This is a genomic window from Aeromicrobium wangtongii, from assembly GCF_024584515.1.
In the GTDB taxonomy this organism is placed as follows: Bacteria; Actinomycetota; Actinomycetes; order Propionibacteriales; family Nocardioidaceae; genus Aeromicrobium; species Aeromicrobium wangtongii.
In genome coordinates this window covers 1,995,658-2,015,543 of the sequence record NZ_CP102173.1, presented here as the reverse complement: position 1 = coordinate 2,015,543, position 19,886 = coordinate 1,995,658, and the positions used below count along the sequence as shown (strand labels likewise).

Below are 19,886 nucleotides of genomic sequence, written 5' to 3'. Positions count from 1 at the left end.
TAGACTCGATCCGTGAGAATCGTCTTCGCAGGAACTCCCGAGACGGCGCTCCCGTCCCTCGAGGCGCTCGTGGCCAGCCGCCACGACGTCGTCGCGGTCGTCACGCGCCCCGATGCACCAGCCGGACGCGGACGGACACTGACGCCGTCCCCGGTCGCTCTGGCAGCCGAGAAGCACGGCATCGAGGTGCTCAAGCCGGCCAAGCCGTCCGATCCGGACTTCATGGCCCGGCTGCGCGAGCTGGCGCCCGACTGCGTGCCGATCGTCGCGTACGGCGCGCTGATCCGGCGCGAGGCGCTCGACATCCCGCAGTACGGCTGGGTCAACCTGCACTTCTCCGTGCTGCCGTCGTGGCGCGGTGCCGCGCCGGTGCAGCGCGCGATCATGGCCGGTGACGAGGTCACCGGGGCCACGGTGTTCAGCCTCGTCGAGGAGCTCGACGCCGGTCCGGTGCTGGGCACGATCACCGAGCTGATCCGCGAGGACGACACGACCGCCGAGCTGCTGGAGCGGCTCGCCCACTGGGGCAGCAAGCTGCTCGTCGACGTCATCGACCACATCGAGGACGGCGACATCGCGGCGGTGCCGCAGCCCGAGGACAACATCTCGTACGCCCCGAAGCTGACGACGCAGGAGGCGCGCATCGACTGGAACCGGCCCGCCTTCGCGGTCGACCGGCACATCCGCGGCTGCACGCCTGCTCCCGGCGCCTGGACCACCCTGGCGGGGGAGCGGGTCAAGATCGGTCCCGCGACGATCGCCGACGAGCGCACGCTCGAGCCGGGACACATCGAGGCCGGCAAGCGCGAGGTGCGGGTCGGCACGGCCACGACGGACCTCGTGCTGGGCGAGGTGCAGGCCGTCGGCAAGAAGCGGATGGCCGCCGCCGACTGGGCGCGAGGCACGAGCTTCGGCGCCGAGCCGGCCTTCGACGGGACTTCGGCATGACCGATCCCGTGCGGTCCGTCGCGTTCCACGCCCTGCGGGCGGTCTCCGAGCAGGACGCCTACGTCAACCTGATCCTCCCGGCGATGCTGGACGAGCACCACATCGAGGGTCGCGACGCCGCCTTCGCAACCGAGCTGGTGCACGGCACCCTGCGCCGGCAGGGAACCTACGACGCGATCATCGACCACGTGGCCAGCAAGGGCATCGGCTCGATCGACGCGCCGGTGCTGGACGCCCTGCGACTCGGCTCCCACCAGCTGCTCAACATGCGCGTGCCTGCGCACGCCGCGGTGTCCACGACGGTCGACGTCGTCCGCCGCGAGATCGGCCACAAGCCGGTCCACTTCGCCAATGCGCTGTTGCGCAAGATCGGCCAGAAGGACCTGGACGGCTGGCTCTCGATCGTCACCGCCGGACTCGACGAGGACGCTGCGCGCGCCGTCCGCGCCTCGCACCCGCTGTGGATCGTGCGGGCCCTCAAGGAGGCCCTCGGCGGGCACGCGACGCAGATCGACAAGCTGCTGGCCGCCGACAACGAGCCGCCGCGGGTGACGCTCGTGTCGCGGCCCGGGCTCAGCACGCCCGACCAGCTGCCGGGGACACCCGGCCGGCTGTCGCCCTACGCCCGCATCCTGGACGAGGGCGGCGACCCGGGCGCCATCCCCGAGGTGCGTGACGGCCGTGCGGGTGTCCAGGACGAGGGCTCCCAGCTGGTCGCGATCACGCTGGCCGAGACCGCCGTCGAGGGCGCGGACGCCCGCTGGCTCGACCTGTGCGCAGGGCCGGGAGGCAAGGCCGCGCTGCTCGGCGCCCTGGCCGCCCAGCGCGGCGCGAAGCTCGTGGCCAACGAGATGCAGGAGCATCGCGCCGAGCTCGTCCGGCACGGCGTGCGCCGCCTGGACAATGTCGAGGTCACGGTCTTCGACGGCCGTGAGGGCCCGTGGGAGCCCGCCGCGTTCGACCGGGTGCTGGTCGACGCGCCCTGCACCGGTCTGGGCGCCCTGCGTCGTCGCCCCGAGTCGCGCTGGCGCCGCAAGCCGTCCGACCTCGACGGCCTCGTGCCCCTGCAGGAGGCCCTGCTGACCCGGGCGCTCGAGCTCGTCCGGCCGGGCGGAGTCGTCGTCTACGCGACCTGCTCGCCGCACGTGCGCGAGACCCGTGGCGTCGTCGACGCGGTCACGAGCGGACGCGATGACGTCGAGGTGGAGTCCACTCACCAGTGGTGGCCGCACATCGACGGCACGGACGCGATGTTCGCCGCGGTCCTGCGCCGGCGCTGAGCCGTCGCCGAGCCATCGTGAGCGGGGCCATAGGCTGACGCCATGGGCATTCAGATCACCCCCAGCATGCTGGCGTCCGACTTCGCGAACCTCGAGGCCGAGGCGGCCCGCATCGGCAGTGCCGACTGGCTGCACATGGACGTCATGGACAACCACTTCGTCCCCAACCTGACGCTGGGCGCCCCGGTCATCGAGGCGCTCGCGAAGGTCGCGAAGCAGCCCATCGACGCGCACCTCATGATCGAGGACCCCGACCGGTGGGCGCCCGAGTACGTCGAGGCCGGTGCCGGGAGCATCACGTTCCACGTCGAGGCGGCGGCCGCGCCGATCCGCCTGGCCCGCGAGATCCGCGCCAAGGGCGCTCGGGCGTCCATGGCGCTCAAGCCGGCCACGCCGATCGAGCCGTATGCCGACATGCTGCCCGAGCTCGACATGGTGCTGATCATGACCGTGGAGCCCGGCTTCGGTGGGCAGAAGTTCCTGGACATCTGCCTGCCCAAGATCCGCCGCACCCGTGACCTGATCGATCGCCACGGCGGCGACATCTGGCTGCAGGTCGACGGCGGTGTGTCCGTCGAGACGATCGAGCGTTGCGCAGACGCCGGCGCCGATGTGTTCGTGGCCGGCTCCGCGGTGTTCGGCGCGGACGATCCGGACGACATGGTGGCCCAGCTGCGGGCCCTCGGCTCACGTGGCGGACGCCACGCTCACTGAGCTGGAGCCGACTGGCTAGACTGGGCCCACGAGATTCGTCTCGTGTGCTCCGGGGTCGGTGCAATTCCGAACCGGCGGTGACAGTCCGCGACCCGTGTCCCATCTCGGTGGGGCCCGGTTGAGCCGGTGGAATTCCGGCACCGACGGTGAAAGTCCGGATGGAAGGAGCATGAGGTCGTGGTGCTGTGCGCCGCGGCCGGTGGCCAGCGGTCCGGTCACCACCAGTCCCCGGGGTGTGCGAGCACATCATCACCACCGGAGGATCATGGCAACCGACATCGAGATCAGTGCGATGCATCGCGCGCTCGAGGCCGCGGCGAGCGTGCAGCGCGCGCTCCCGAACCCTCGCGTGGGCTGCGTGCTCCTGGCGCCGGACGGCCGGGAGATCGCCGTCGGCCTGCACCGGGGAGCCGGCACCGCGCACGCGGAGGTCGACGCCCTCGCACAGGCCGGTGAGTCCGCCCGTGGTGCGACCGCGGTCGTCACGCTGGAGCCGTGCAACCACACCGGGCGGACCGGCCCCTGCGCACAGGCGTTGATCGAGGCCGGCGTGGCCCGGGTCGTCTTCGCGCAGATCGACCCCGACCGGACCGCGTCCGGGGGAGCGTCGACGCTGCGCGCCGCCGGCATCGACGTCGAGGCCGGGGTCATGGCCGAGGAGGCCACCGACCTCAACGTCGAGTGGACGTTCGCGGTGACGTCCGGCCGTCCCTTCGTGACGTGGAAGTACGCCGCAACGCTCGACGGCCTCAGCGCCGCACCCGACGGCACCAGCAAGTGGATCACCAGTGCCGAGGCGCGCCGCGACGTGCAGACCTTCCGGGCCCGCGCCGACGCCATCGTGGCGGGAACCGGTGCCGTCCTGGCCGACGACCCGCGCCTGACCGTCCGTGACGCCGACGACATGCCGCTGCCCTACGACCAGCAGCCGCTGCGGGTCGTGGTCGGCGAGACCAAGATCCCCAACTACTTCCGGGTCTTCGACCGGGTGGCGCCGACGTTGATGATCCAGTCGCGCGATCCCGAGACGGTGCTGAAGAAGCTGGTCGACAACGACATCCGGCACATCTGGCTCGAGGGCGGTCCGCGACTGGCCGGCGCCTTCTGGAACGCCGGCGTGATCGACCGGATCATCGGCTACATGGCGCCCGCGATGCTGGGCTCCGGCCGGGCCGCCCTCGAGGGCGAGGCCACGACCCTGGCCGATCTGCGCCCCATCCACATCGAGGACCTGCGGATGATCGGCCCCGACATCCGCATCATCGGCACCCCAGGCCGCATGCAGCGAGAGGACTTCGACTGATGTTCACCGGACTCGTGGAGGAGAAGGGCCGGGTCACGGCCGTCGAGGATCTCGGCGACTCCGTGCGCCTGATGATCCGTGGACCGCTCGTGACCTCGGACGCCGGCCACGGCGACTCAATCGCGGTCAACGGCTGCTGCTTGACCGTCATGACCCAGGACGGCGACACCTTCGGCGCCGACGTCATGAAGGAGTCGCTGGACAAGACGTCCCTGGGCGACCTGACCGTCGGTGACGAGGTCAACCTCGAGCGCGCGACGCAGGTCCACGCCCGGCTGGGCGGCCACATCGTGCAGGGCCACGTCGACGGCACCGGACGCATCCTGGACCGCACCCCCAGCGAGCACTGGGAGATCGTCCGGGTCGCGCTGCCTGCCGAGCTGGCCAAGTACCTCGTCGACAAGGGATCGATCACGGTCGACGGCACGTCGCTGACCGTCGTCGAGGTCGTCGACGCGGACCCGTCGACCGGGGGCGAGTCCTGGTTCTCGGTCTCGCTGATCCCCACCACCCTCGCCGACACGACGCTGGGCACCAAGACACCGGGCGACCGGGTCAATCTCGAGGTCGACATCCTCGCCAAGTACGTGGAGCGCCTGCTCGCCGCCAAGAAAGAAGACACCGCATGACCGAACACGCCACCGTGAGGCTCGACAGCATCGAGCGCGCGATCGAGGACTTCCGCCAGGGCAAGGCGATCGTCGTCGTCGACGACGAGAACCGTGAGAACGAGGGCGACATCATCTTCGCCGCGAGCAAGGCGACGCCCGAGCTCATGGCCTTCCTGGTGCGGTACTCCAGCGGACTGATCTGCGCCCCGATCACCGGGGAGATCCTCGACCGGCTCGCCATCCCGCTCATGACGCCGCACAACCGCGAGAAGATGCGGACGGCCTACACCGTGTCGATCGATGCCCGCGACGGCATCACGACCGGCATCTCCGCCGCGGACCGGGCCCGCACGTGCCGGGTGCTGGCCGACTCCGCGACCGAGCCGTTCGAGCTCAACCAGCCGGGGCACATCATCCCGCTGCGCGCCAAGCCCGGGGGAGTGCTGGAGCGCGCCGGCCACACCGAGGCGGCCGTCGACTTCGCCCGTCTGGCCGGGCTGACGCCCGCAGGCGTCATCGGCGAGGTGCTCAACGACGACGGCACCCTGATGCGCGCCCCCGAGCTGCGCGAGTTCGCCGACCGCCACGACATCGCGCTGGTGTCGATCGAGGACCTGCAGGTGTACCGCCGACTGCACGAGTCGCAGGTCGACCGGCTCGCCACGACCCGCCTGCCCACCGAGTTCGGCGAGTTCACGGCGCTCGGCTACCGCGACCGCATCGAGGGCTCCGAGCACGTCGCCCTGGTGCACGGCGACCCGGGCACCGAGGACGTGATGGTGCGCATCCACTCCGAGTGCCTGACCGGGGACGTGTTCGGGTCACGGCGCTGCGACTGCGGCCCGCAGCTCGAGCTGTCGATGACCGAGATCACCGCCGCCGGCGCCGGTGTCGTGGTGTACCTGCGCGGGCACGAGGGACGCGGCATCGGGCTGCTGCACAAGCTGCAGGCATATGCGCTGCAGGACTCCGGCAGCGACACCGTCGACGCCAACCTACAGCTCGGCTTCGGCGAGGACGAGCGCGACTACGCCGCCGGCGCGCAGATCCTGCGCGACCTGGGCATCACGTCGGTCCGCCTGCTGACCAACAACCCCGACAAGACCACCGCCCTGGAGGCGTACGGGGTCAAGGTCAGCCAGCGGCTGCCCCTGGTCATCGCGCCCACCGAGGACAGCCTGCGCTACCTGCAGACCAAGGCCGAGCGCATGGGCCACGACCTTCCCGGACTCGAGGAGAACATCTGATGTCAGGAGCTGGAGCACCCACGATCACGGTGGACGGCGCGGGAGCACGCGTCGCCATCGTCGCCTCCCAGTGGCACACCCAGGTCATGGACGGACTGATCGCCGGGGCGCAGTCCGCGCTGGCCGATGCCCACGTCACCGATGTGACGCTGGTGCGCGCACCGGGCTCGTTCGAGCTGCCGATCCTGTGCCAGGCGTACGCCCGGCAGGGGTTCGACGCCGTCATCGCCCTGGGCGTCATCATCCGCGGCGGCACGCCCCACTTCGAGTACGTCTCGGCTGCCGCCACCGACGGCCTGAACCGGGTCGCGCTGGACACCGGCGTCCCGATCGGCTTCGGCCTGCTGACCACCGACGACGAGGCGCAGGCGCTGGATCGCGCCGGTCTCGCCGACAGCCGCGAGGACAAGGGACGCGAGGCGGTGGAGGCCGCACTGGCCACCTGGAACGTCCTGCGCGCCCTCGCCTGACGCACCGATAGACTCCACCGTGATGAAGACCTTCGATGACCTGTTCGCCGAGCTGACCGACAAGGCTGCTCGCCGACCCGAGGGCTCGCGCACCGTCGCCGAGCTCGATGCCGGCGTGCACTCGATCGGCAAGAAGCTGGTCGAGGAGGCCGCCGAGTCCTGGATGGCCGCCGAGCACGAGGGGCCCGAGCGGACCGCCGAGGAGATCAGCCAGCTGCTCTACCACGCGCAGGTCATGATGATCGCCTCCGGCATCTCGCTCGACGACGTCTACGCACATCTGTGACGGATCGGTCCCGGCCTGCCAGCCGGTCCGTGACCGTCCGTGCCTCCGACGTCCACCTGCGTGACAACTGCTCGAGATAGAGAATCCATGCTCAAGATCGCTGTACCCAACAAGGGCGCGCTGGCCGAGGCCGCCGCGCAGATGCTGCTCGAGGCGGGGTACCGCCAGCGTCGCAACTCCAAGGACCTGGTGACCCTCGACCCCGACAACGGTGTCGAGTTCTTCTACCTGCGACCGCGTGACATCGCGATCTACGTGGGGGAGGGGACGCTCGACGCAGGCATCACCGGCCGCGACCTGCTGCTGGACTCCGGCGCCCACGCCGCCGAGAACGTCGAGCTGGGCTTCGGCGCCTCGACCTTCCGGTTCGCCGGGCCGATCGGCGCGCTGTCCAAGGTCGAGGACCTGCAGGGCCTGCGGATCGCGACGTCCTACGAGGGCATCGTGGGCAACTACCTGGCCGAGCGCGGCATCACCGCCGACGTCGTCCGCCTCGACGGTGCCGTCGAGTCCTCGATCCGTCTCGGCGTGGCCGATGCGATCGCCGACGTCGTCGAGACCGGCAGCACCCTGCGCCAGGCCGACCTGGAGGTCTTCGGCGAGCCGATCCTGTCCTCCCAGGCCGTGCTGATCACCCAGCAGGACGGCGTCGAGCCCGACGGCTTCGCAGTCTTCAAGCGCCGCCTCGACAGCGTCATCGTCGCGCGAACCTACGTGATGATGGACTACGACATCCGCGTCGACCAGGTCGAGCGGGCCGTCGAGCTGACGCCCGGCATCGAGTCCCCGACGGTGTCGCCGCTGCACCGCGAGGGATGGGTCGCCGTCCGCTCGATGGTCCCGCGCGACGCTGCGCAGAAGATCATGGACGAGCTGTTCCGCCTGGGCGCCCGCGGCATCCTCGTGACGGACATCCTGGCATGTCGGATCTGAGGACGTTCCGCCCCGGCAGCACGCGCATCGTCGCGTACGCCGTCGGCGTGCTGATGGTCGTCCTGACCGCGGTGATCGCGTTCGCGCTGCCCGACGAGATCTACTTCACGACCTCCGAGACCGTCACCCTGTGGCTCATCATCCTGGCCGTGCTGGCGCTGCTGCACGGGGTGGGGCGCAGCTTCGTCCGGGTGACGGACGAGGGCGTCGAGGTGCGCAACGGATACCGGAGGCACAACGTCGCCTGGGCGGACATCAAGGGTTTCGCGATGAACAGCGGCGCGCCCTGGCCGACCATGGTCACCAAGAACGACGATCGGATCAACCTGTTCGCGATCCAGGGCAGCGACCGCGCGTACGCCCGCCAGTCGCTCGAGTACCTGCGCGCACGGATGCCCTGATGGTCCACGGAGACGGCCGCTCGCTGGCCAGCCCGCAGTTCCCCGGAGACGACGGCACCGTGGCGCCCGAGCTCGCGGCTGCGCTCGGAGACGACGTCGCGGTGCTGCAGGCGCTGCCCGACGTCCGCGTCTTCGTGCCCATCGTCGCGCTGCTGGGCGAGACACCGGCCGAGGGTGACAAGAACGCCGACATGGCCGCGGTGCTCATGACGGGTGCCGATGGGCGGCAGGCCCTGCTCGCGTTCAGCAGCATCGCCACGATGACCGCGTGGGACCCGAAGGCGCGCCCGGTCCCGATCCTGGGACGGGACGCCGCCCGGGCCGCGCTCGACGAGGGCGCATCGGCCATCCTGCTCGACCTGGCCAATCCGTCGTTCACCGTGATCGAGGACGCCGACGTCCGCCACCTGGCCGCGGGGCACCGGCTCGTGCGCAGCGAGGTCGGTCCGGCCTGGCTCAGCGATCCGCCGAGCTAGCCACGTCGACGGCGCGCACCTCGCGCAGCGGGACGGTGATGTGGACGTTGCCGTCGTGGCGCTCGACCCGGGCCACGAAACCGGCGTTGCCGACCGCCCGCAGCAGCTTGTCGCTGGAGCCCGCCGTCACGATCGCCAGGCGGGCTGCGCCCTCGTGCTTGGCGACCCCGGCGGCCTGTCGCATCAGCCGGGTGCCGAGGCCCCGCCCCTGCCAGGCGTCCTCGATGATCATCCGGAACGTCCACGTCCGGTCGACGCACTCCAGCACCCCGTGCGCCACGATCTCCGCGCCCACCTGGACGACCAGCGCCGTCCCGGCGTCTGGCACGACCAGGCGGCGGGTCATCCGCGACGTCATGGGCATCGTCAGCGGAGCCTGGTACCGGTCGTAGAGCGTCTGTGCCCCGCAGCGCTCGTGCATCGCCGAGACGGCCTCGATGTCGTCGAGGGTCGCCGCCCGGACCACCGGCGCCTCGGTGCGTGGGGACGGTGTGGCCGGCGGGACCTCGCCGCCGGCGCCGCCGACCAACGACAGGAGCGCCTGGGCGCGGTCCCGCTCCGCGGTGGTGAACGGGACGGCCCGGTCGATGTGCAGGTGGGAGCCGTCGCGCCGGGTCAGTGTCATCACGTCGTGGCCGGTGTAGTCCGCGACGTCCGGCGGCTCGGTCTCGAGGAGCTCACGCAGCACGTGCTCGACCGAACGTCCTTGTTCGAGCACCTGGTGGGCCCCGCGCAGGTACCGGGTGGGCGCATCGGTCAAGGACGCCTCGCTGACCCGGGTCGCCGACACGCCTGCTCCGCCCGCGGCCTCGAACAGCTCGGCGACCTGGACATCGGTCCAGCCGTCCGGCGCGCGGACCACCAGCTCATCGGTCACTTGAGGGCTCGTCGAGAACACCTGCAGGGCCACGATGTTGACCTCGGCGCGGCCGCAGGCCAGGGCGATCTCGGCCAGGTACCCCGGTCGATCGGCCAGGGTCGTCCGCACGCGCCACAACATGGCTCCACCGTGACAGCAGATGTTTTCCGGGCGGGGTCCGTGGTGTTTCGGCGCTGCAACATGCCGCGGGGGACCGCGATTTCACAACCGCAGGCAGGCACTGGTAGCCTTGAGGGCGAAGTGGAGGTCCACCTCCCACCTGCGTGGTTCCAGACTGCGGGGTAGCGGTTCTTCTCGTGTGCGATGCACATCGTGCTCGGAAGAACCATAGTTGCGCATCCCGCGTGTCGGGAATGCGTAGCCGGTGGCGTCCGTTTCGTATGGGGGTCACTTTTCCTTTTTGGAAACGTTTCCGTGGCCTCCTTCACGACCTCAGGAGGATCCATCACCACAGAACTGCGCGTCAACGACCGAATCCGCGTCCCCGAAGTACGCCTCGTCGGTCCTGGCGGTGAACAGGTTGGCATCGTTCGTATCGAAGATGCCCTGCGACTGGCGGCCGAAGCCGATCTCGATCTCGTCGAGGTCGCTCCGACGGCCCGCCCGCCTGTGTGCCGACTCATGGACTACGGCAAGTTCAAGTACGAGACGGCCCAGAAGGCACGCGAGTCCCGCCGCAACCAGACCAACACCATCATCAAAGAGATGAAGTTGCGTCCGAAGATCGATCAGCACGACTACGACACCAAAAAGGGTCACGTCGTCCGATTCCTCAAGGCCGGCGACAAGGTCAAGATCACCATCATGTTCCGCGGCCGCGAGCAGCACCGCCCCGAGCTGGGCTACCGCCTGCTGCAGCGGCTGGCCGCCGACGTCGAGGATCTCGGTTTCATCGAGTCCAACGCCCGTCAGGACGGCCGCAACATGACGATGGTGCTCGGACCGCACAAGAAGAAGTCCGAGGCCCAGGCCGAGGTCAAGGCCGAGAAGGTCAAGAGCATGGATGCGAAGGCCGCCGACAAGGCAGCCGAGGAGGCCGAGGTCAAGGCCCACCGTGAAGCCGCCCAGGCGGTCGCAACCCCCAAGAAGCCCCGTCGTCGTTCAGAGAACCTCGACCCAGACATGGAGGCATAAATGCCGAAGTTCAAGCCCCACTCGGGGATGAAGAAGCGCGTCAAGGTCACCGGAAGCGGCAAGCTCCGTCGTGAGCAGACCAACCGTCGTCACCTTCTCGAGGTGAAGTCGTCGGCACGCAAGCGTCGCCTCGAGGGCTCCACGGCCGTCTCGAAGAACGACGTCCCCCGCGTGAAGAAGATGCTCGGTCTCTGACCGCGTTCCACCCCATTTCCCACTGATTCGTAAGGAGAACTGAGATGGCACGCGTCAAGCGCTCAGTCAATGCACAGAAGAAGCGCCGTCAGACACTGGAGCGCGCTGCGGGCTACCGCGGCCAGCGCTCGCGCCTGTACCGCAAGGCCAAGGAGCAGGTCACTCACTCGCTGGTCTACAGCTACCGCGACCGCAAGGCCAAGAAGGGCGACTTCCGTCGTCTGTGGATCCAGCGCATCAACGCTGCGGTCCGCGCCGAGGGCATGACGTACAACCGCTTCATCCAGGGCCTCAAGGCCGCTGGTGTCGAGGTCGACCGCAAGATCCTGGCCGAGCTGGCCGTCCACGAGCCCGCCGCGTTCTCGGCGCTCGTGCAGACCGCGAAGGACAACCTTCCGGCCGACGTCAACGCTCCCAAGGACGGCGCCGCGGCCTGACCGCGGTCCGTCAACTGTTGAATTCCCACGACGTGGCGAGTCCTCCACCCGATATCGGGCCCGGCGAGCTCACCGTCCGCTCAGGACGTGTGAAGCACGCCAGGAGGCTCGCCACGCGTGCGTTCCGCGCCGAGCAGCGTGAGTTCCTCGCCGAGGGACCGCAGGCCGTGCGGGAGGCACTCGATCACGAGCGGGCCGTCCTCGAGGTGTTCGCGACCGTCGAGGCCACCGAGCAGCATCCCGACCTCGTCGCCGCCGCCCGCCGCGGAGACGTTACCTGGCACGTCGTGACCGATGACGTCGTCGCGGCGATGACCGACACCGTCCATCCCCAGGGCGTGGTGGCACGCTGCGCGATGCTGGACCGTCCGCTCGAGGCGCTGCTGGACCGCTCACCGTCCTTCTTGGTCGTGTGCGCCGACATCCGTGACCCCGGCAACGCCGGCGCGGTCATCCGGTGCGCCGACGCCGCCGGCGCCCACGGGGTCATCTTCATCGGCGACAGCGTCGATCCGTACAACCCCAAGTCGGTGCGGGCGACGGTCGGCAGCATCTTCCACGTGCCGATCGTGGTGTCGCGCGACATCCCCGGGACGCTCGCGGCCATCCAGGAATCAGGGCTCGCGGTGCTGGCCGCCGACGGCAAGGGTGACGTAGGGCTGTTCGACGAGGCGCTGGACCTGTCCGCCCCGACCGCCTGGTTGATGGGCAACGAGGCGTGGGGTCTTCCCGAGCAGGTGCGCGCGCTCAGTGACGCGGTCGTGGCGGTCCCGATCTTCGGCCGCGCCGAGAGCCTGAACCTGGCCACCGCCGCCGCCGTCTGCCTGTACGCGACGGCCCGGGCACGGATGGATCGCTGACGATGATGCCGGCCGAGTCGTCAGGCCTAGTCCTTTGGTACTAGATTCACTGCGCATGGACCTGGACGACTACCCGGACGGCGTCATCATCGCGGGCGCTGACGGCATCGTCGAGTACGTCAACCGGCGCATCAAGATCATGGCCCGGGCCAAGGGCGACGAGATGCTGGGCATGCACCTGTCCGATGCCGTGCCGTTCGACGACCTCAACGGCAACTCCTGGTACGACTGCACGCGTCCGTACGACGGGCTGAACACCCGCACGCGGATCTCCGAGGCGTCCTGGTGGTCTCCCCGGGGCAGCGAGTACCTCATCACCGCCAGCCTGGTCAGGGACCGGCGGGGCGGGCCCGTCCAGCGGGTGCTCGTCGGCGTCCGCAACGCCCGCATCCGCAACCAGGCCGACCGTGAACGCTCCGATCTGGTCGCGACCGTCGCCCACGAGCTGCGCTCCCCGCTGACCGGCATCAAGGGATTCACCTCGACGCTCCTGACCAAGTGGGACAAGTTCTCCGAGGAGCAGCGCCAGTTCATGCTGGAGACGGTCGACGCCGACGCCGACCGGCTGAGCCGACTCATCACCGAGCTGCTGGACGCCGCGCGCATCGACGCCGGACGGCTGACGCTGCGCCGGGGTCCGGTCCGCCTCGACGAGGTCGTCGGGCACGTCCTGACCAGTGTCTCCGGCGGGGCGACCGAGCCGTTCCAGATCTCCATCAAGGAGGACCTTGACCTGATCTGGGGCGACAGCGACCGCATCCACCAGGTCGTCACCAACCTGGTCGAGAACGCGATGCGACACGGCTTCGGCCTGCGCGAGGTCGTGGTCGAGAACGCCAAGGACGCCACACTGGGCGACGGGGTCTGCCTGCAGGTGCTCGACAAGGGGCCGGGCATCCCGCTGGAGATGCGTCAACGGGTGTTCAGCCGGTTCTGGCGGTCCGGACCCGGCGCCGGCAGCGGGCTGGGCATGTACATCGTGCGCGGCATCGTCGAGGAGCACGGCGGCACGATCGAGATCGACGACGCCGACGGGGGAGGGGCGCTGATCCGGGTGTGGTTCCCGATCAACGAGCCCGCCTCCATGTCCGACTGAGGATCTCCACGCGGGGTCACTAGACTGGACGGGCGATCGCGCCCGGTCGACGCCGTAATTCACGAAAGGGTCCGCTGTGTCTGCGCCCAACTCCTCGTACGATCCCGTCGAGGTCACCCCGCTGCGAGCCGATGAGGTCGAGCGCATGCGGGACGAGGCCCTCGCGGCGATTGCCGCTGCCGCCACGCTCGAGGACCTCAAGCAGGTCCGCATCGACCATGCCGGTGACCGGTCCCCGATCGCCCTGGCCAACCGCGAGATCGGCGCGCTGCAGCCCCAGGCCCGCAAGGAGGCCGGTCAGCGTGTCGGCCAGGCCCGCGGTGCGATCAACCAGGCGCTGGCCGCCCGGACCACCGAGCTGGAGGCTGTCGAGGAGGAACGGGCGCTGGTCACCGAGACCGTCGACGTGACGCTGCCCTGGGACGTCGAGCCGATCGGTGCCCGCCACCCCGTCACGACGCTGTCCGAGCACATCGCCGACATCTTCGTGGCCATGGGCTGGGAGATCGCCGAGGGGCCCGAGGTCGAGGCCGAGTGGCTGAACTTCGATGCGCTCAACCTGGGCCCGGACCACCCGGCACGCACGATGCAGGACACCTTCTGGGTCACGCCCGAGCGTGCCGCCATGGTGCTGCGCACCCACACGTCGCCGGTGCAGGCCCGCACGATGCTGACCCGCACGCCGCCCATCTACATCGCGTGCCCGGGCCGGGTGTTCCGCACCGACGAGCTCGACGCGACCCACTCGCCGGTGTTCCACCAGGTCGAGGGGCTCGCGATCGACGAGGGCCTGTCGATGGCGCACCTGAAGGGGACGCTGGACCACTTCGCCCAGGCCATCTACGGCGACGGCATGATCACCCGGTTCCGTCCGTCGTACTTCCCGTTCACCGAGCCGAGCGCCGAGATGGACCTGCTGTGCTACGTCTGTCACAACGAGCCGGACGCCGTCGCCGCGTGCCGCACCTGCAAGGGTGAGGGCTGGGTCGAGTGGGGCGGATGCGGTGTGGTCAACCCGCGCGTCCTGACCGCCTGTGGCGTCGATCCCGAGCGGTACTCGGGCTTCGCCTTCGGCATCGGCATCGACCGCACCATCACGTCCCGTTACGACATCGCCGACCTGCGCGATCTGTTCGACGGCGACATCCGTTTCACCGAGCCGTTCGGAGTCGAGCTGTGAAAGCACCTGTTTCCTGGCTCCGCCAGTACGTCGACCTGCCTGCCGACCTGTCGACGGCCGATCTGGCCGCACGGCTGACGGCGTTCGACCTCAAGCTCGAGGAGATCCTCTCCTCGGGCATCAGCGGACCCCTCGTGGTCGGCCGTGTCCTGAACCTCGTCAAGGAGGAGCAGAAGAACGGCAAGACGATCAACTGGTGCCGTGTCGACGTCGGAGCGCACAACGACGCGTCCGTGCCCGACGCTCCGGGGGAGGACGTCCCGTCGCGCGGCATCATCTGCGGCGCGCACAACTTCGTCGAGGGCGACCTGGTGGTCGTCTCGCTGCCCGGCACCGTGCTGCCCGCACTGGGCTTCGAGATCAGCGCGCGCAAGACGTACGGACACATCTCGGACGGCATGATTTGCTCCGGCGCGGAGCTGGGCCTGTCCAGCGACGCCGACGGCATCATCGTGCTGGAGCCGGGCTCGGCCGAGCCCGGCGACGACGCCATCGAGATGCTCGGGCTGGACGAGGAAGTCCTCGACCTGGAGGTCAACCCCGACCGCGCCTACGCCCTGTCGATGCGCGGCGTCGCGCGTGACGCGGCGATCGCCTTCGGCGTGCCGTTCCACGATCCCGCCGACGTCGAGGCCGTCACGGCGGCGACCGAGGGGCCTGGCGCCTATCCCGTCGACGTCCAGGACCCGACGGCGTGCCCGGTGTTCGCCGCGCTGACGGTGACCGGCGTCGACCCGTCCGCCACGACGCCGGCCTGGCTGGCGCAGCGCATCGAGCTGGCCGGCATGCGGTCGATCTCGCTCGCCGTCGACGTCACGAACTACGTCATGCTCGAGCTGGGCCTGCCGATCCACGGCTACGACCGCTCGCTGCTGCAAGGGCCTCTGGTGGTCCGTCGGGCCACCGAGGGCGAGAAGCTCACGACCCTCGACGGGGTCACTCGTGTGCTGACCGCGCAGGACGCCGTGGTCGCCGACGACCGTGGACCGGTGGGCCTGGGCGGCGTCATGGGTGGCGAGCAGGTCGAGCTGGCCGCCGCCACCACCGACGTGGTGATCGAGGCGGCCGTGTGGACCGCGCCGATGATCGCCCGCACCGCCCGCACGCAGCGACTGACGTCCGAGGCCGCGAAGCGCAACGAGCGCGGCGTCGACCCGACCCTGCCGGTGCGCGCCGTGCGCCGCGTGGCCGATCTGCTCGTCGAGCACGGTGGCGGCACCCTCGAGGACGGGCTCACCCTGCTCGGTGAGCCGCCCGTGCCGGCCGACATCGTCCTGCGCGCCGATCTGCCCGCCCGCGTCACGGGCGTCGAGATCAGCACCGTCGAGGCCGTCGAGGCGCTGGAGGCCAATGGCTGCACGGTCGAGGTCGACCACGACTGGCTGACGGTCACGCCGCCGCCGTGGCGTCCCGACCTGACCGATCCCTACGACGTCGTCGAGGACGTCCTGCGGGTCGTGGGCTACGACAAGGTGCCCTCGATCGTCCCGGTGGCCCCGGCAGGCCGCGGGCTGACCACCGCGCAGAAGCTGCGTCGCCGGGTCGGCAACGTCCTGGCCGGTGAGGGACTCGTCGAGGTCAAGACGTTCCCGTTCGCAGGACCGGCCGACTGGGACCGCATGGGCCTGCCGGCCGATGACGTCCGCCGTCGTCAGGTGCTGCTGGAGAACCCGCTGTCGGCCGAGGAGCCCGGCATGACCACGACGCTGCTGTCGGGTCTGCTGCGCAGCCTCGTGCTCAACATCGGGCGCGGCCACTCCGATGTCCACATCACCGAGACGGGCCGGGTGTTCCTGCCGCAGGCGGAGGATGCCGAGGCGCCGATCTACGGCGTCGACCGGCGCCCCACCGCCGACGAGCTCGCGGCGTTCGGCGCCGCGCTGCCGCACCAGCCGCACCACGTCGGCATCGTCATGAGCGGTGAGCGGGTCCGCTCCGGATGGGCCGGCGCGGGCCGGCCGGCGATCTGGGCCGACGCCATCGCGGTCGTCCAGCACATCGCGAGCGTCCTGCACGTCGACGTGACGGTCGAGGCCGCCAACCTGGCCCCGTGGCACCCCGGGCGGTGCGCCGCCATCGTGCTCGACGGGGTCACCGTCGGATTCGCCGGCGAGCTGCACCCTCGGGTGCTGAAGGCCTACGGCCTGCCGCCGCGCGTCGTCGCGGCCGAGATCGACCTGGACGCGCTGATCGAGGCGTCGCCCGCCGTCGGTCCGCGGCCGGACTTCTCGTCCTACCCGGTGGCCAAGGAGGACCTCGCGCTGGTCGTCGACACCGACGTCCCGGCTGGTCCACTCGCCACGACGCTGGCAGCGGCCAGCCCGCTGATCGAGTCCGCGCGCCTGTTCGACGTCTTCACCGGTGAGCAGGTCGGCGAGGGCAAGAAGTCGCTGGCCTTCGCGCTGCGCCTGCGCGCCCCGGACCGCACCTTGACCGAGGACGACATCAGGACCGCCCGCGACGCCGCCGTCTCCGCCGCCCAGCAGCACGGAGCCACCCTCCGCACCTGACCACACCCCACCCCCATCGCTGACGCGTGGGTTACGCACGCTGACGCGTGGCTTGCGCCCGCTGACGCGTGGCTTGCGCGGGGCGAGGCGTGGGTTGCGCACGCTGAGGCGTGGCTTGCGCACGCTGACGCGTGGCTTGCGCGGGGCGAGGGGTGGGTTGCGCACGCTGAGGCGTGGCTTGCGCACGCTGACGCGTGGCTTGCGCGGGGCCAGGCGTGGGTTGCGCACGCTGATGCGTGGCTTGTGAACGCTGGCGGGTATTCGTAACTCACGCGTCAGAGTCGCCAAGCCACGCGTCGGCATTCGTAACCCACGCGTCAGGGTCGATAACTCACGCGTCAGCGTTCGTAACCCACGCGTCAGGGTTCATAACCCACGCGTCGGCGTTCATAACTCACGCGTCAGCGTTCGTAACCCACGCGTCAGCGTTCATAACCCACGCGTCAGCGTTCATAACCCACGCGTCAGCGGTGGGGGTGGGTCAGAAGGTGACGGTGGGCGGGGCCTGGTGGGTGTCGGGAGCGTTGTAGAACTCGCGGGGCTTCACGCCGGCGAGGCCGGTGAACAGCAGCCAGGGGATCGTCTGGACGATCTTGTTCAGCGATGCGACGGCGTCGTTGTAGTACTGACGGGCGAACGAGATCTTGTTCTCGGTGTCCGACAGCTCCTTTTGCAACTCCACGAAGTTCGTGGACGCCTTCAGGTCGGGATACGCCTCGGCGACCGCCAGCACGTCGACGATCGCCCGGTCGAGCTGGGCCTGTGCCTCTGCCTTCTCCGGCACGCTCCCGTGGTCCGCCGCGGTCTTGACGGACGTCCGGGCGCGCGTCACCTCCTCGAACACCCCGCGCTCGTGCTCGGCATAGCCCTTGACGGTGTTGACGAGGTTCGGGATCAGGTCGGCGCGGCGGGTGAGCTGCACGTCGATGCCGCCCAGTGCCTCCTGGGCTCCGATGTCGAGACGGCGGAGCCGGTTGAAGGCGTACACGGCGAACAGCGCCAGGACGACGACGATGCCGACGATGATGAGGACGATGGTCATGGATTCCTCCTGCTGGGTGGTGAGGTCGATGGGGACGTGCCGGTCGTGCTGATCTACCAGGAGCCGCCGCCACCGCCCCCTCCGCCGCCACCGCCGCTGAAGCTGCCGCCCCCTCCACCGGACGACGAGGACGACTGCGTGGCCGCGTAGGCGCCGACGGCCGCGGCGAGCGAGGACTCGAAGCCGCCCAGCGGATCGCCGCCGCGGGCGGACGCGCCGACTCCTGCGCCGCCGGCGAGCCAGACGGGCGTGGGCGCCGGGGTGCCCGTGCTGGTCTCGTACTTGCGGGCCCAACGGTCGGCGCAGTCGAAAGCGACGGCGTACGGGACGAATGCGGTGTACAGCTCCCGGCGTCCGCTGAAGTCGAACCGGTCCTTGGCCGACGTCGTGGACAGCAGCCGCTCGAAGCCGCCGGCCTTCGACCACAGCTCACGGCCCAGGGTGGTGCGCCGCGTGCCGACGCCGCGGGTCAGCAGACCGGCACCGCCGATCACGAAGGCGCCGAGGGGAAGCAGATACACCGACGCCGGCGGGTGCCAGATGATGCCGACGACCAGCAGCGCGATCCCGGCGAACATCACTGCGAGGCGCGACCGCACCTCGGACGACACCTGCCGCTGCACGCCGATGCCGTCGGCCCACGTGCCAGTCTCCACGGCCAGGGCGGCCTTGGTCGCCTGAAGCGTCTCGCCGGCCTCGACCGCCTCCTTGCTCGCGGTGAACGTCGCGCCCGGATCGGTCACCCCCAGCGACGTGCCCACGAAGCGGGTGATGTCGTCGGTGCGGCTCCAGGCGTCCGCGTCGCCGACGCCGACGATCGTCCAGCTGTCGTCGTCGTTGCGCGTCAGGGTGGTCAGACCCTGCTCGGCCTGGTAGAGCAAGGTCGCCACGAGGCCACGTTGCGGGACGGCCTCGTCGGCCAGGTAGGCCGTCTGGACGGGCCCGAGCCCGGCGGGGGGCTCGTACATGACCGGGAAGCCGGGCTCGTCCTCGCGTGACCGTCGCTCGAGCAGGTAGCCGAGCACGCCGAGCGCGATGGCCAGCACCAGGACACCTGCCAGCGTGCCGACCGAACGTCCGAGGGCGCGGTCGGCTGCAACGGGCCACGGCACGCTCACCCGGTCAGGTGTCGCGACGGGCAGCCCGATGCGGACGGTGACGGGGGTGTGTGGCGGCAGCGCACCGGTCGAGACGGTCACCACGTCGGTGCCTTCGCCCTCGATCTCGCACTCGCCGCTGCTGTCGAGCCCGGATGTGCACTGCACCGGTCCGGCGGCGGCCGGCAACGTCATCCGGATCGTCGTGCGATCGATGTCGGTCTGCCAGCCCTGGGGGATCACGTTCCAGTAGAAGACCGACGCAGTCGGCTCGTCCTCGGCCCAGCTGGAGGTCGACGAGCCACCGCCTGCGCTCGCCGGCGCCAGCGCGCCCTTGACGACGTAGCTGATCGTGTACGTGTGCTCGCCGGCCGGCACGGTGGAGTCGGGGTCGCCGATCTTGGCCACGCGCAGACGTCGTCCCATCTGCCACTGCAGCTCGACGGGCACCGCGTCGCCGTCCATCTGCACCCGGATCTTCTCGGGGTTCAGCCGCACGTGCTCGTCCTGGGGGTCCTTCAGGTCCCAGAACCGGAAGATCCCGTGCCGCCCGGCCGGGAACTGTGTCGTGAGCGTCTCCTTGGCCACGAGGGTCCCGTCGGCGGTCAGGACCTGGTCGACCCGGTAATCGGTGATCCTGACCGGGTCGGGGCCGGGGGTCTCGTCCGATGGGATCGCCGAGACCACGGCCGGCAGGACGACCAGTGCCGCGGTCACGAGCAGGGCGACGACCCGCAGCACGTTGCGATTCATGGCTGCATCCTAGGGACCCACGGGTCCGCGTCG

21 protein-coding genes and 1 riboswitch are annotated in these 19,886 nt (G+C 70.2%); of the genes, 18 read left to right on the top strand and 3 right to left on the bottom strand.

Annotated features, from left to right (window positions below; all coding sequences use genetic code 11):
• Positions 1-12: 12 nt before the first annotated feature.
• From fmt to NQV15_RS09955, 11 genes are all read left to right on the top strand, one after another.
• On the top strand, positions 13-948 hold the full coding sequence (gene fmt / locus NQV15_RS10005; protein ID WP_232399679.1) for a methionyl-tRNA formyltransferase: 936 nt from the start codon (positions 13-15) through the stop codon (positions 946-948).
• Positions 945-2,228 carry an RsmB/NOP family class I SAM-dependent RNA methyltransferase gene (locus tag NQV15_RS10000; RefSeq protein ID WP_232399678.1) on the top strand — a complete coding sequence of 428 codons (1,284 nt, stop codon included), beginning with the start codon at positions 945-947 and terminating at the stop codon, positions 2,226-2,228. The genes fmt and NQV15_RS10000 overlap by 4 nt, the downstream gene beginning before the upstream one ends.
• A 42-nt stretch (positions 2,229-2,270) precedes the next feature.
• Positions 2,271-2,942, top strand: a complete 672-nt coding sequence (gene rpe / locus NQV15_RS09995; RefSeq protein WP_232399677.1) for a ribulose-phosphate 3-epimerase — start codon at positions 2,271-2,273, stop codon at positions 2,940-2,942.
• A 41-nt stretch (positions 2,943-2,983) separates the two neighbouring features.
• Positions 2,984-3,116, top strand: a riboswitch (FMN riboswitch).
• Positions 3,117-3,207: 91 nt separating this feature from the next.
• Positions 3,208-4,245 (top strand): bifunctional diaminohydroxyphosphoribosylaminopyrimidine deaminase/5-amino-6-(5-phosphoribosylamino)uracil reductase RibD, encoded by a 1,038-nt coding sequence (gene ribD / locus NQV15_RS09990; protein WP_232399676.1) that lies wholly within the window; start codon positions 3,208-3,210, stop codon positions 4,243-4,245.
• Positions 4,245-4,874 (top strand): riboflavin synthase, encoded by a 630-nt coding sequence (locus NQV15_RS09985; protein ID WP_232399675.1) that lies wholly within the window; start codon positions 4,245-4,247, stop codon positions 4,872-4,874. Before ribD ends, NQV15_RS09985 begins: the two co-directional genes overlap by 1 nt.
• On the top strand, positions 4,871-6,103 hold the full coding sequence (locus NQV15_RS09980) for a bifunctional 3,4-dihydroxy-2-butanone-4-phosphate synthase/GTP cyclohydrolase II (protein WP_232399674.1): 1,233 nt from the start codon (positions 4,871-4,873) through the stop codon (positions 6,101-6,103). Before NQV15_RS09985 ends, NQV15_RS09980 begins: the two co-directional genes overlap by 4 nt.
• Positions 6,103-6,573 (top strand): 6,7-dimethyl-8-ribityllumazine synthase, encoded by a 471-nt coding sequence (gene ribH / locus NQV15_RS09975; RefSeq protein ID WP_232399673.1) that lies wholly within the window; start codon positions 6,103-6,105, stop codon positions 6,571-6,573. The genes NQV15_RS09980 and ribH overlap by 1 nt, the downstream gene beginning before the upstream one ends.
• Before the next feature lie 22 nt (positions 6,574-6,595).
• Positions 6,596-6,859, top strand: a complete 264-nt coding sequence (locus tag NQV15_RS09970; RefSeq protein WP_232399672.1) for a phosphoribosyl-ATP diphosphatase — start codon at positions 6,596-6,598, stop codon at positions 6,857-6,859.
• Between the two features lie 87 nt (positions 6,860-6,946).
• Positions 6,947-7,792, top strand: coding sequence for an ATP phosphoribosyltransferase (gene hisG / locus NQV15_RS09965; protein ID WP_232399671.1), 846 nt, complete (start codon positions 6,947-6,949; stop codon positions 7,790-7,792).
• Positions 7,780-8,193: a PH domain-containing protein gene (locus NQV15_RS09960; RefSeq protein ID WP_232399670.1), complete on the top strand. Its 414-nt coding sequence runs from the start codon at positions 7,780-7,782 to the stop codon at positions 8,191-8,193. The genes hisG and NQV15_RS09960 overlap by 13 nt, the downstream gene beginning before the upstream one ends.
• Positions 8,193-8,669: an SseB family protein gene (locus tag NQV15_RS09955; RefSeq protein WP_232399669.1), complete on the top strand. Its 477-nt coding sequence runs from the start codon at positions 8,193-8,195 to the stop codon at positions 8,667-8,669. Before NQV15_RS09960 ends, NQV15_RS09955 begins: the two co-directional genes overlap by 1 nt.
• On the opposite strand, the gene NQV15_RS09950 is transcribed toward NQV15_RS09955, so the two are convergent.
• Positions 8,650-9,669, bottom strand: coding sequence for a GNAT family N-acetyltransferase (locus tag NQV15_RS09950; protein WP_232399668.1), 1,020 nt, complete (start codon positions 9,667-9,669; stop codon positions 8,650-8,652). The two genes, NQV15_RS09955 and NQV15_RS09950, sit on opposite strands and share 20 nt — an antisense overlap.
• Before the next feature lie 183 nt (positions 9,670-9,852).
• Between NQV15_RS09950 and infC the strand changes: the two genes are divergently transcribed.
• The 7 genes from infC to pheT all read left to right on the top strand — a co-directional run bounded on the left by infC (position 9,853) and on the right by pheT (position 16,961).
• The gene (gene infC / locus NQV15_RS09945) at positions 9,853-10,683 is read left to right on the top strand and encodes a translation initiation factor IF-3 (protein ID WP_232399667.1); all 831 of its coding nucleotides are present in this window, start codon (positions 9,853-9,855) and stop codon (positions 10,681-10,683) included.
• Positions 10,684-10,878 (top strand): 50S ribosomal protein L35, encoded by a 195-nt coding sequence (rpmI, locus tag NQV15_RS09940; protein WP_129183993.1) that lies wholly within the window; start codon positions 10,684-10,686, stop codon positions 10,876-10,878.
• Between the two features lie 44 nt (positions 10,879-10,922).
• Entirely contained in the window at positions 10,923-11,315 is a 393-nt protein-coding gene (gene rplT, locus NQV15_RS09935; RefSeq protein WP_056214223.1) for a 50S ribosomal protein L20, read from the top strand.
• Between the two features lie 32 nt (positions 11,316-11,347).
• Entirely contained in the window at positions 11,348-12,175 is an 828-nt protein-coding gene (locus tag NQV15_RS09930) for a TrmH family RNA methyltransferase (RefSeq protein ID WP_257125038.1), read from the top strand.
• A 55-nt stretch (positions 12,176-12,230) separates the two neighbouring features.
• The gene (locus NQV15_RS09925) at positions 12,231-13,271 is read left to right on the top strand and encodes a sensor histidine kinase (RefSeq protein ID WP_232399665.1); all 1,041 of its coding nucleotides are present in this window, start codon (positions 12,231-12,233) and stop codon (positions 13,269-13,271) included.
• Positions 13,272-13,347: 76 nt separating this feature from the next.
• Complete coding sequence (pheS, locus tag NQV15_RS09920) at positions 13,348-14,451, top strand: phenylalanine--tRNA ligase subunit alpha (protein WP_232399664.1); 1,104 nt, start codon at positions 13,348-13,350, stop codon at positions 14,449-14,451.
• Entirely contained in the window at positions 14,448-16,961 is a 2,514-nt protein-coding gene (pheT, locus tag NQV15_RS09915; protein ID WP_232399663.1) for a phenylalanine--tRNA ligase subunit beta, read from the top strand. Before pheS ends, pheT begins: the two co-directional genes overlap by 4 nt.
• 481 nt (positions 16,962-17,442) lie before the next feature.
• Here pheT and NQV15_RS09910 read toward each other — a convergent pair whose 3' ends face one another.
• Complete coding sequence (locus NQV15_RS09910) at positions 17,443-18,003, bottom strand: LemA family protein (protein WP_232399662.1); 561 nt, start codon at positions 18,001-18,003, stop codon at positions 17,443-17,445.
• Between the two features lie 53 nt (positions 18,004-18,056).
• A complete protein-coding gene (locus NQV15_RS09905; protein ID WP_232399661.1) occupies positions 18,057-19,853 on the bottom strand; it encodes a DUF2207 domain-containing protein in 1,797 nt (598 codons plus the stop codon).
• Positions 19,854-19,886: the final 33 nt, after the last annotated feature.

Bases quoted from the DNA above. Each gene is read 5' to 3' on its own strand.
- NQV15_RS10000 (WP_232399678.1), top strand. From the start codon at position 945: ATGACCGATCCCGTGCGGTCCGTCGCGTTCCACGCCCTGCGGGCGGTC.
- rpe (WP_232399677.1), top strand. From the start codon at position 2,271: ATGGGCATTCAGATCACCCCCAGCATGCTGGCGTCCGACTTCGCGAAC.
- ribD (WP_232399676.1), top strand. From the start codon at position 3,208: ATGGCAACCGACATCGAGATCAGTGCGATGCATCGCGCGCTCGAGGCC.
- NQV15_RS09985 (WP_232399675.1), top strand. From the start codon at position 4,245: ATGTTCACCGGACTCGTGGAGGAGAAGGGCCGGGTCACGGCCGTCGAG.
- NQV15_RS09980 (WP_232399674.1), top strand. From the start codon at position 4,871: ATGACCGAACACGCCACCGTGAGGCTCGACAGCATCGAGCGCGCGATC.
- ribH (WP_232399673.1), top strand. From the start codon at position 6,103: ATGTCAGGAGCTGGAGCACCCACGATCACGGTGGACGGCGCGGGAGCA.
- NQV15_RS09970 (WP_232399672.1), top strand. From the start codon at position 6,596: ATGAAGACCTTCGATGACCTGTTCGCCGAGCTGACCGACAAGGCTGCT.
- hisG (WP_232399671.1), top strand. From the start codon at position 6,947: ATGCTCAAGATCGCTGTACCCAACAAGGGCGCGCTGGCCGAGGCCGCC.
- NQV15_RS09960 (WP_232399670.1), top strand. From the start codon at position 7,780: ATGTCGGATCTGAGGACGTTCCGCCCCGGCAGCACGCGCATCGTCGCG.
- NQV15_RS09955 (WP_232399669.1), top strand. From the start codon at position 8,193: ATGGTCCACGGAGACGGCCGCTCGCTGGCCAGCCCGCAGTTCCCCGGA.
- NQV15_RS09950 (WP_232399668.1), bottom strand. From the start codon at position 9,669: ATGTTGTGGCGCGTGCGGACGACCCTGGCCGATCGACCGGGGTACCTG.
- infC (WP_232399667.1), top strand. From the start codon at position 9,853: ATGCACATCGTGCTCGGAAGAACCATAGTTGCGCATCCCGCGTGTCGG.
- rpmI (WP_129183993.1), top strand. From the start codon at position 10,684: ATGCCGAAGTTCAAGCCCCACTCGGGGATGAAGAAGCGCGTCAAGGTC.
- rplT (WP_056214223.1), top strand. From the start codon at position 10,923: ATGGCACGCGTCAAGCGCTCAGTCAATGCACAGAAGAAGCGCCGTCAG.
- NQV15_RS09925 (WP_232399665.1), top strand. From the start codon at position 12,231: ATGGACCTGGACGACTACCCGGACGGCGTCATCATCGCGGGCGCTGAC.
- NQV15_RS09910 (WP_232399662.1), bottom strand. From the start codon at position 18,003: ATGACCATCGTCCTCATCATCGTCGGCATCGTCGTCGTCCTGGCGCTG.
- NQV15_RS09905 (WP_232399661.1), bottom strand. From the start codon at position 19,853: ATGAATCGCAACGTGCTGCGGGTCGTCGCCCTGCTCGTGACCGCGGCA.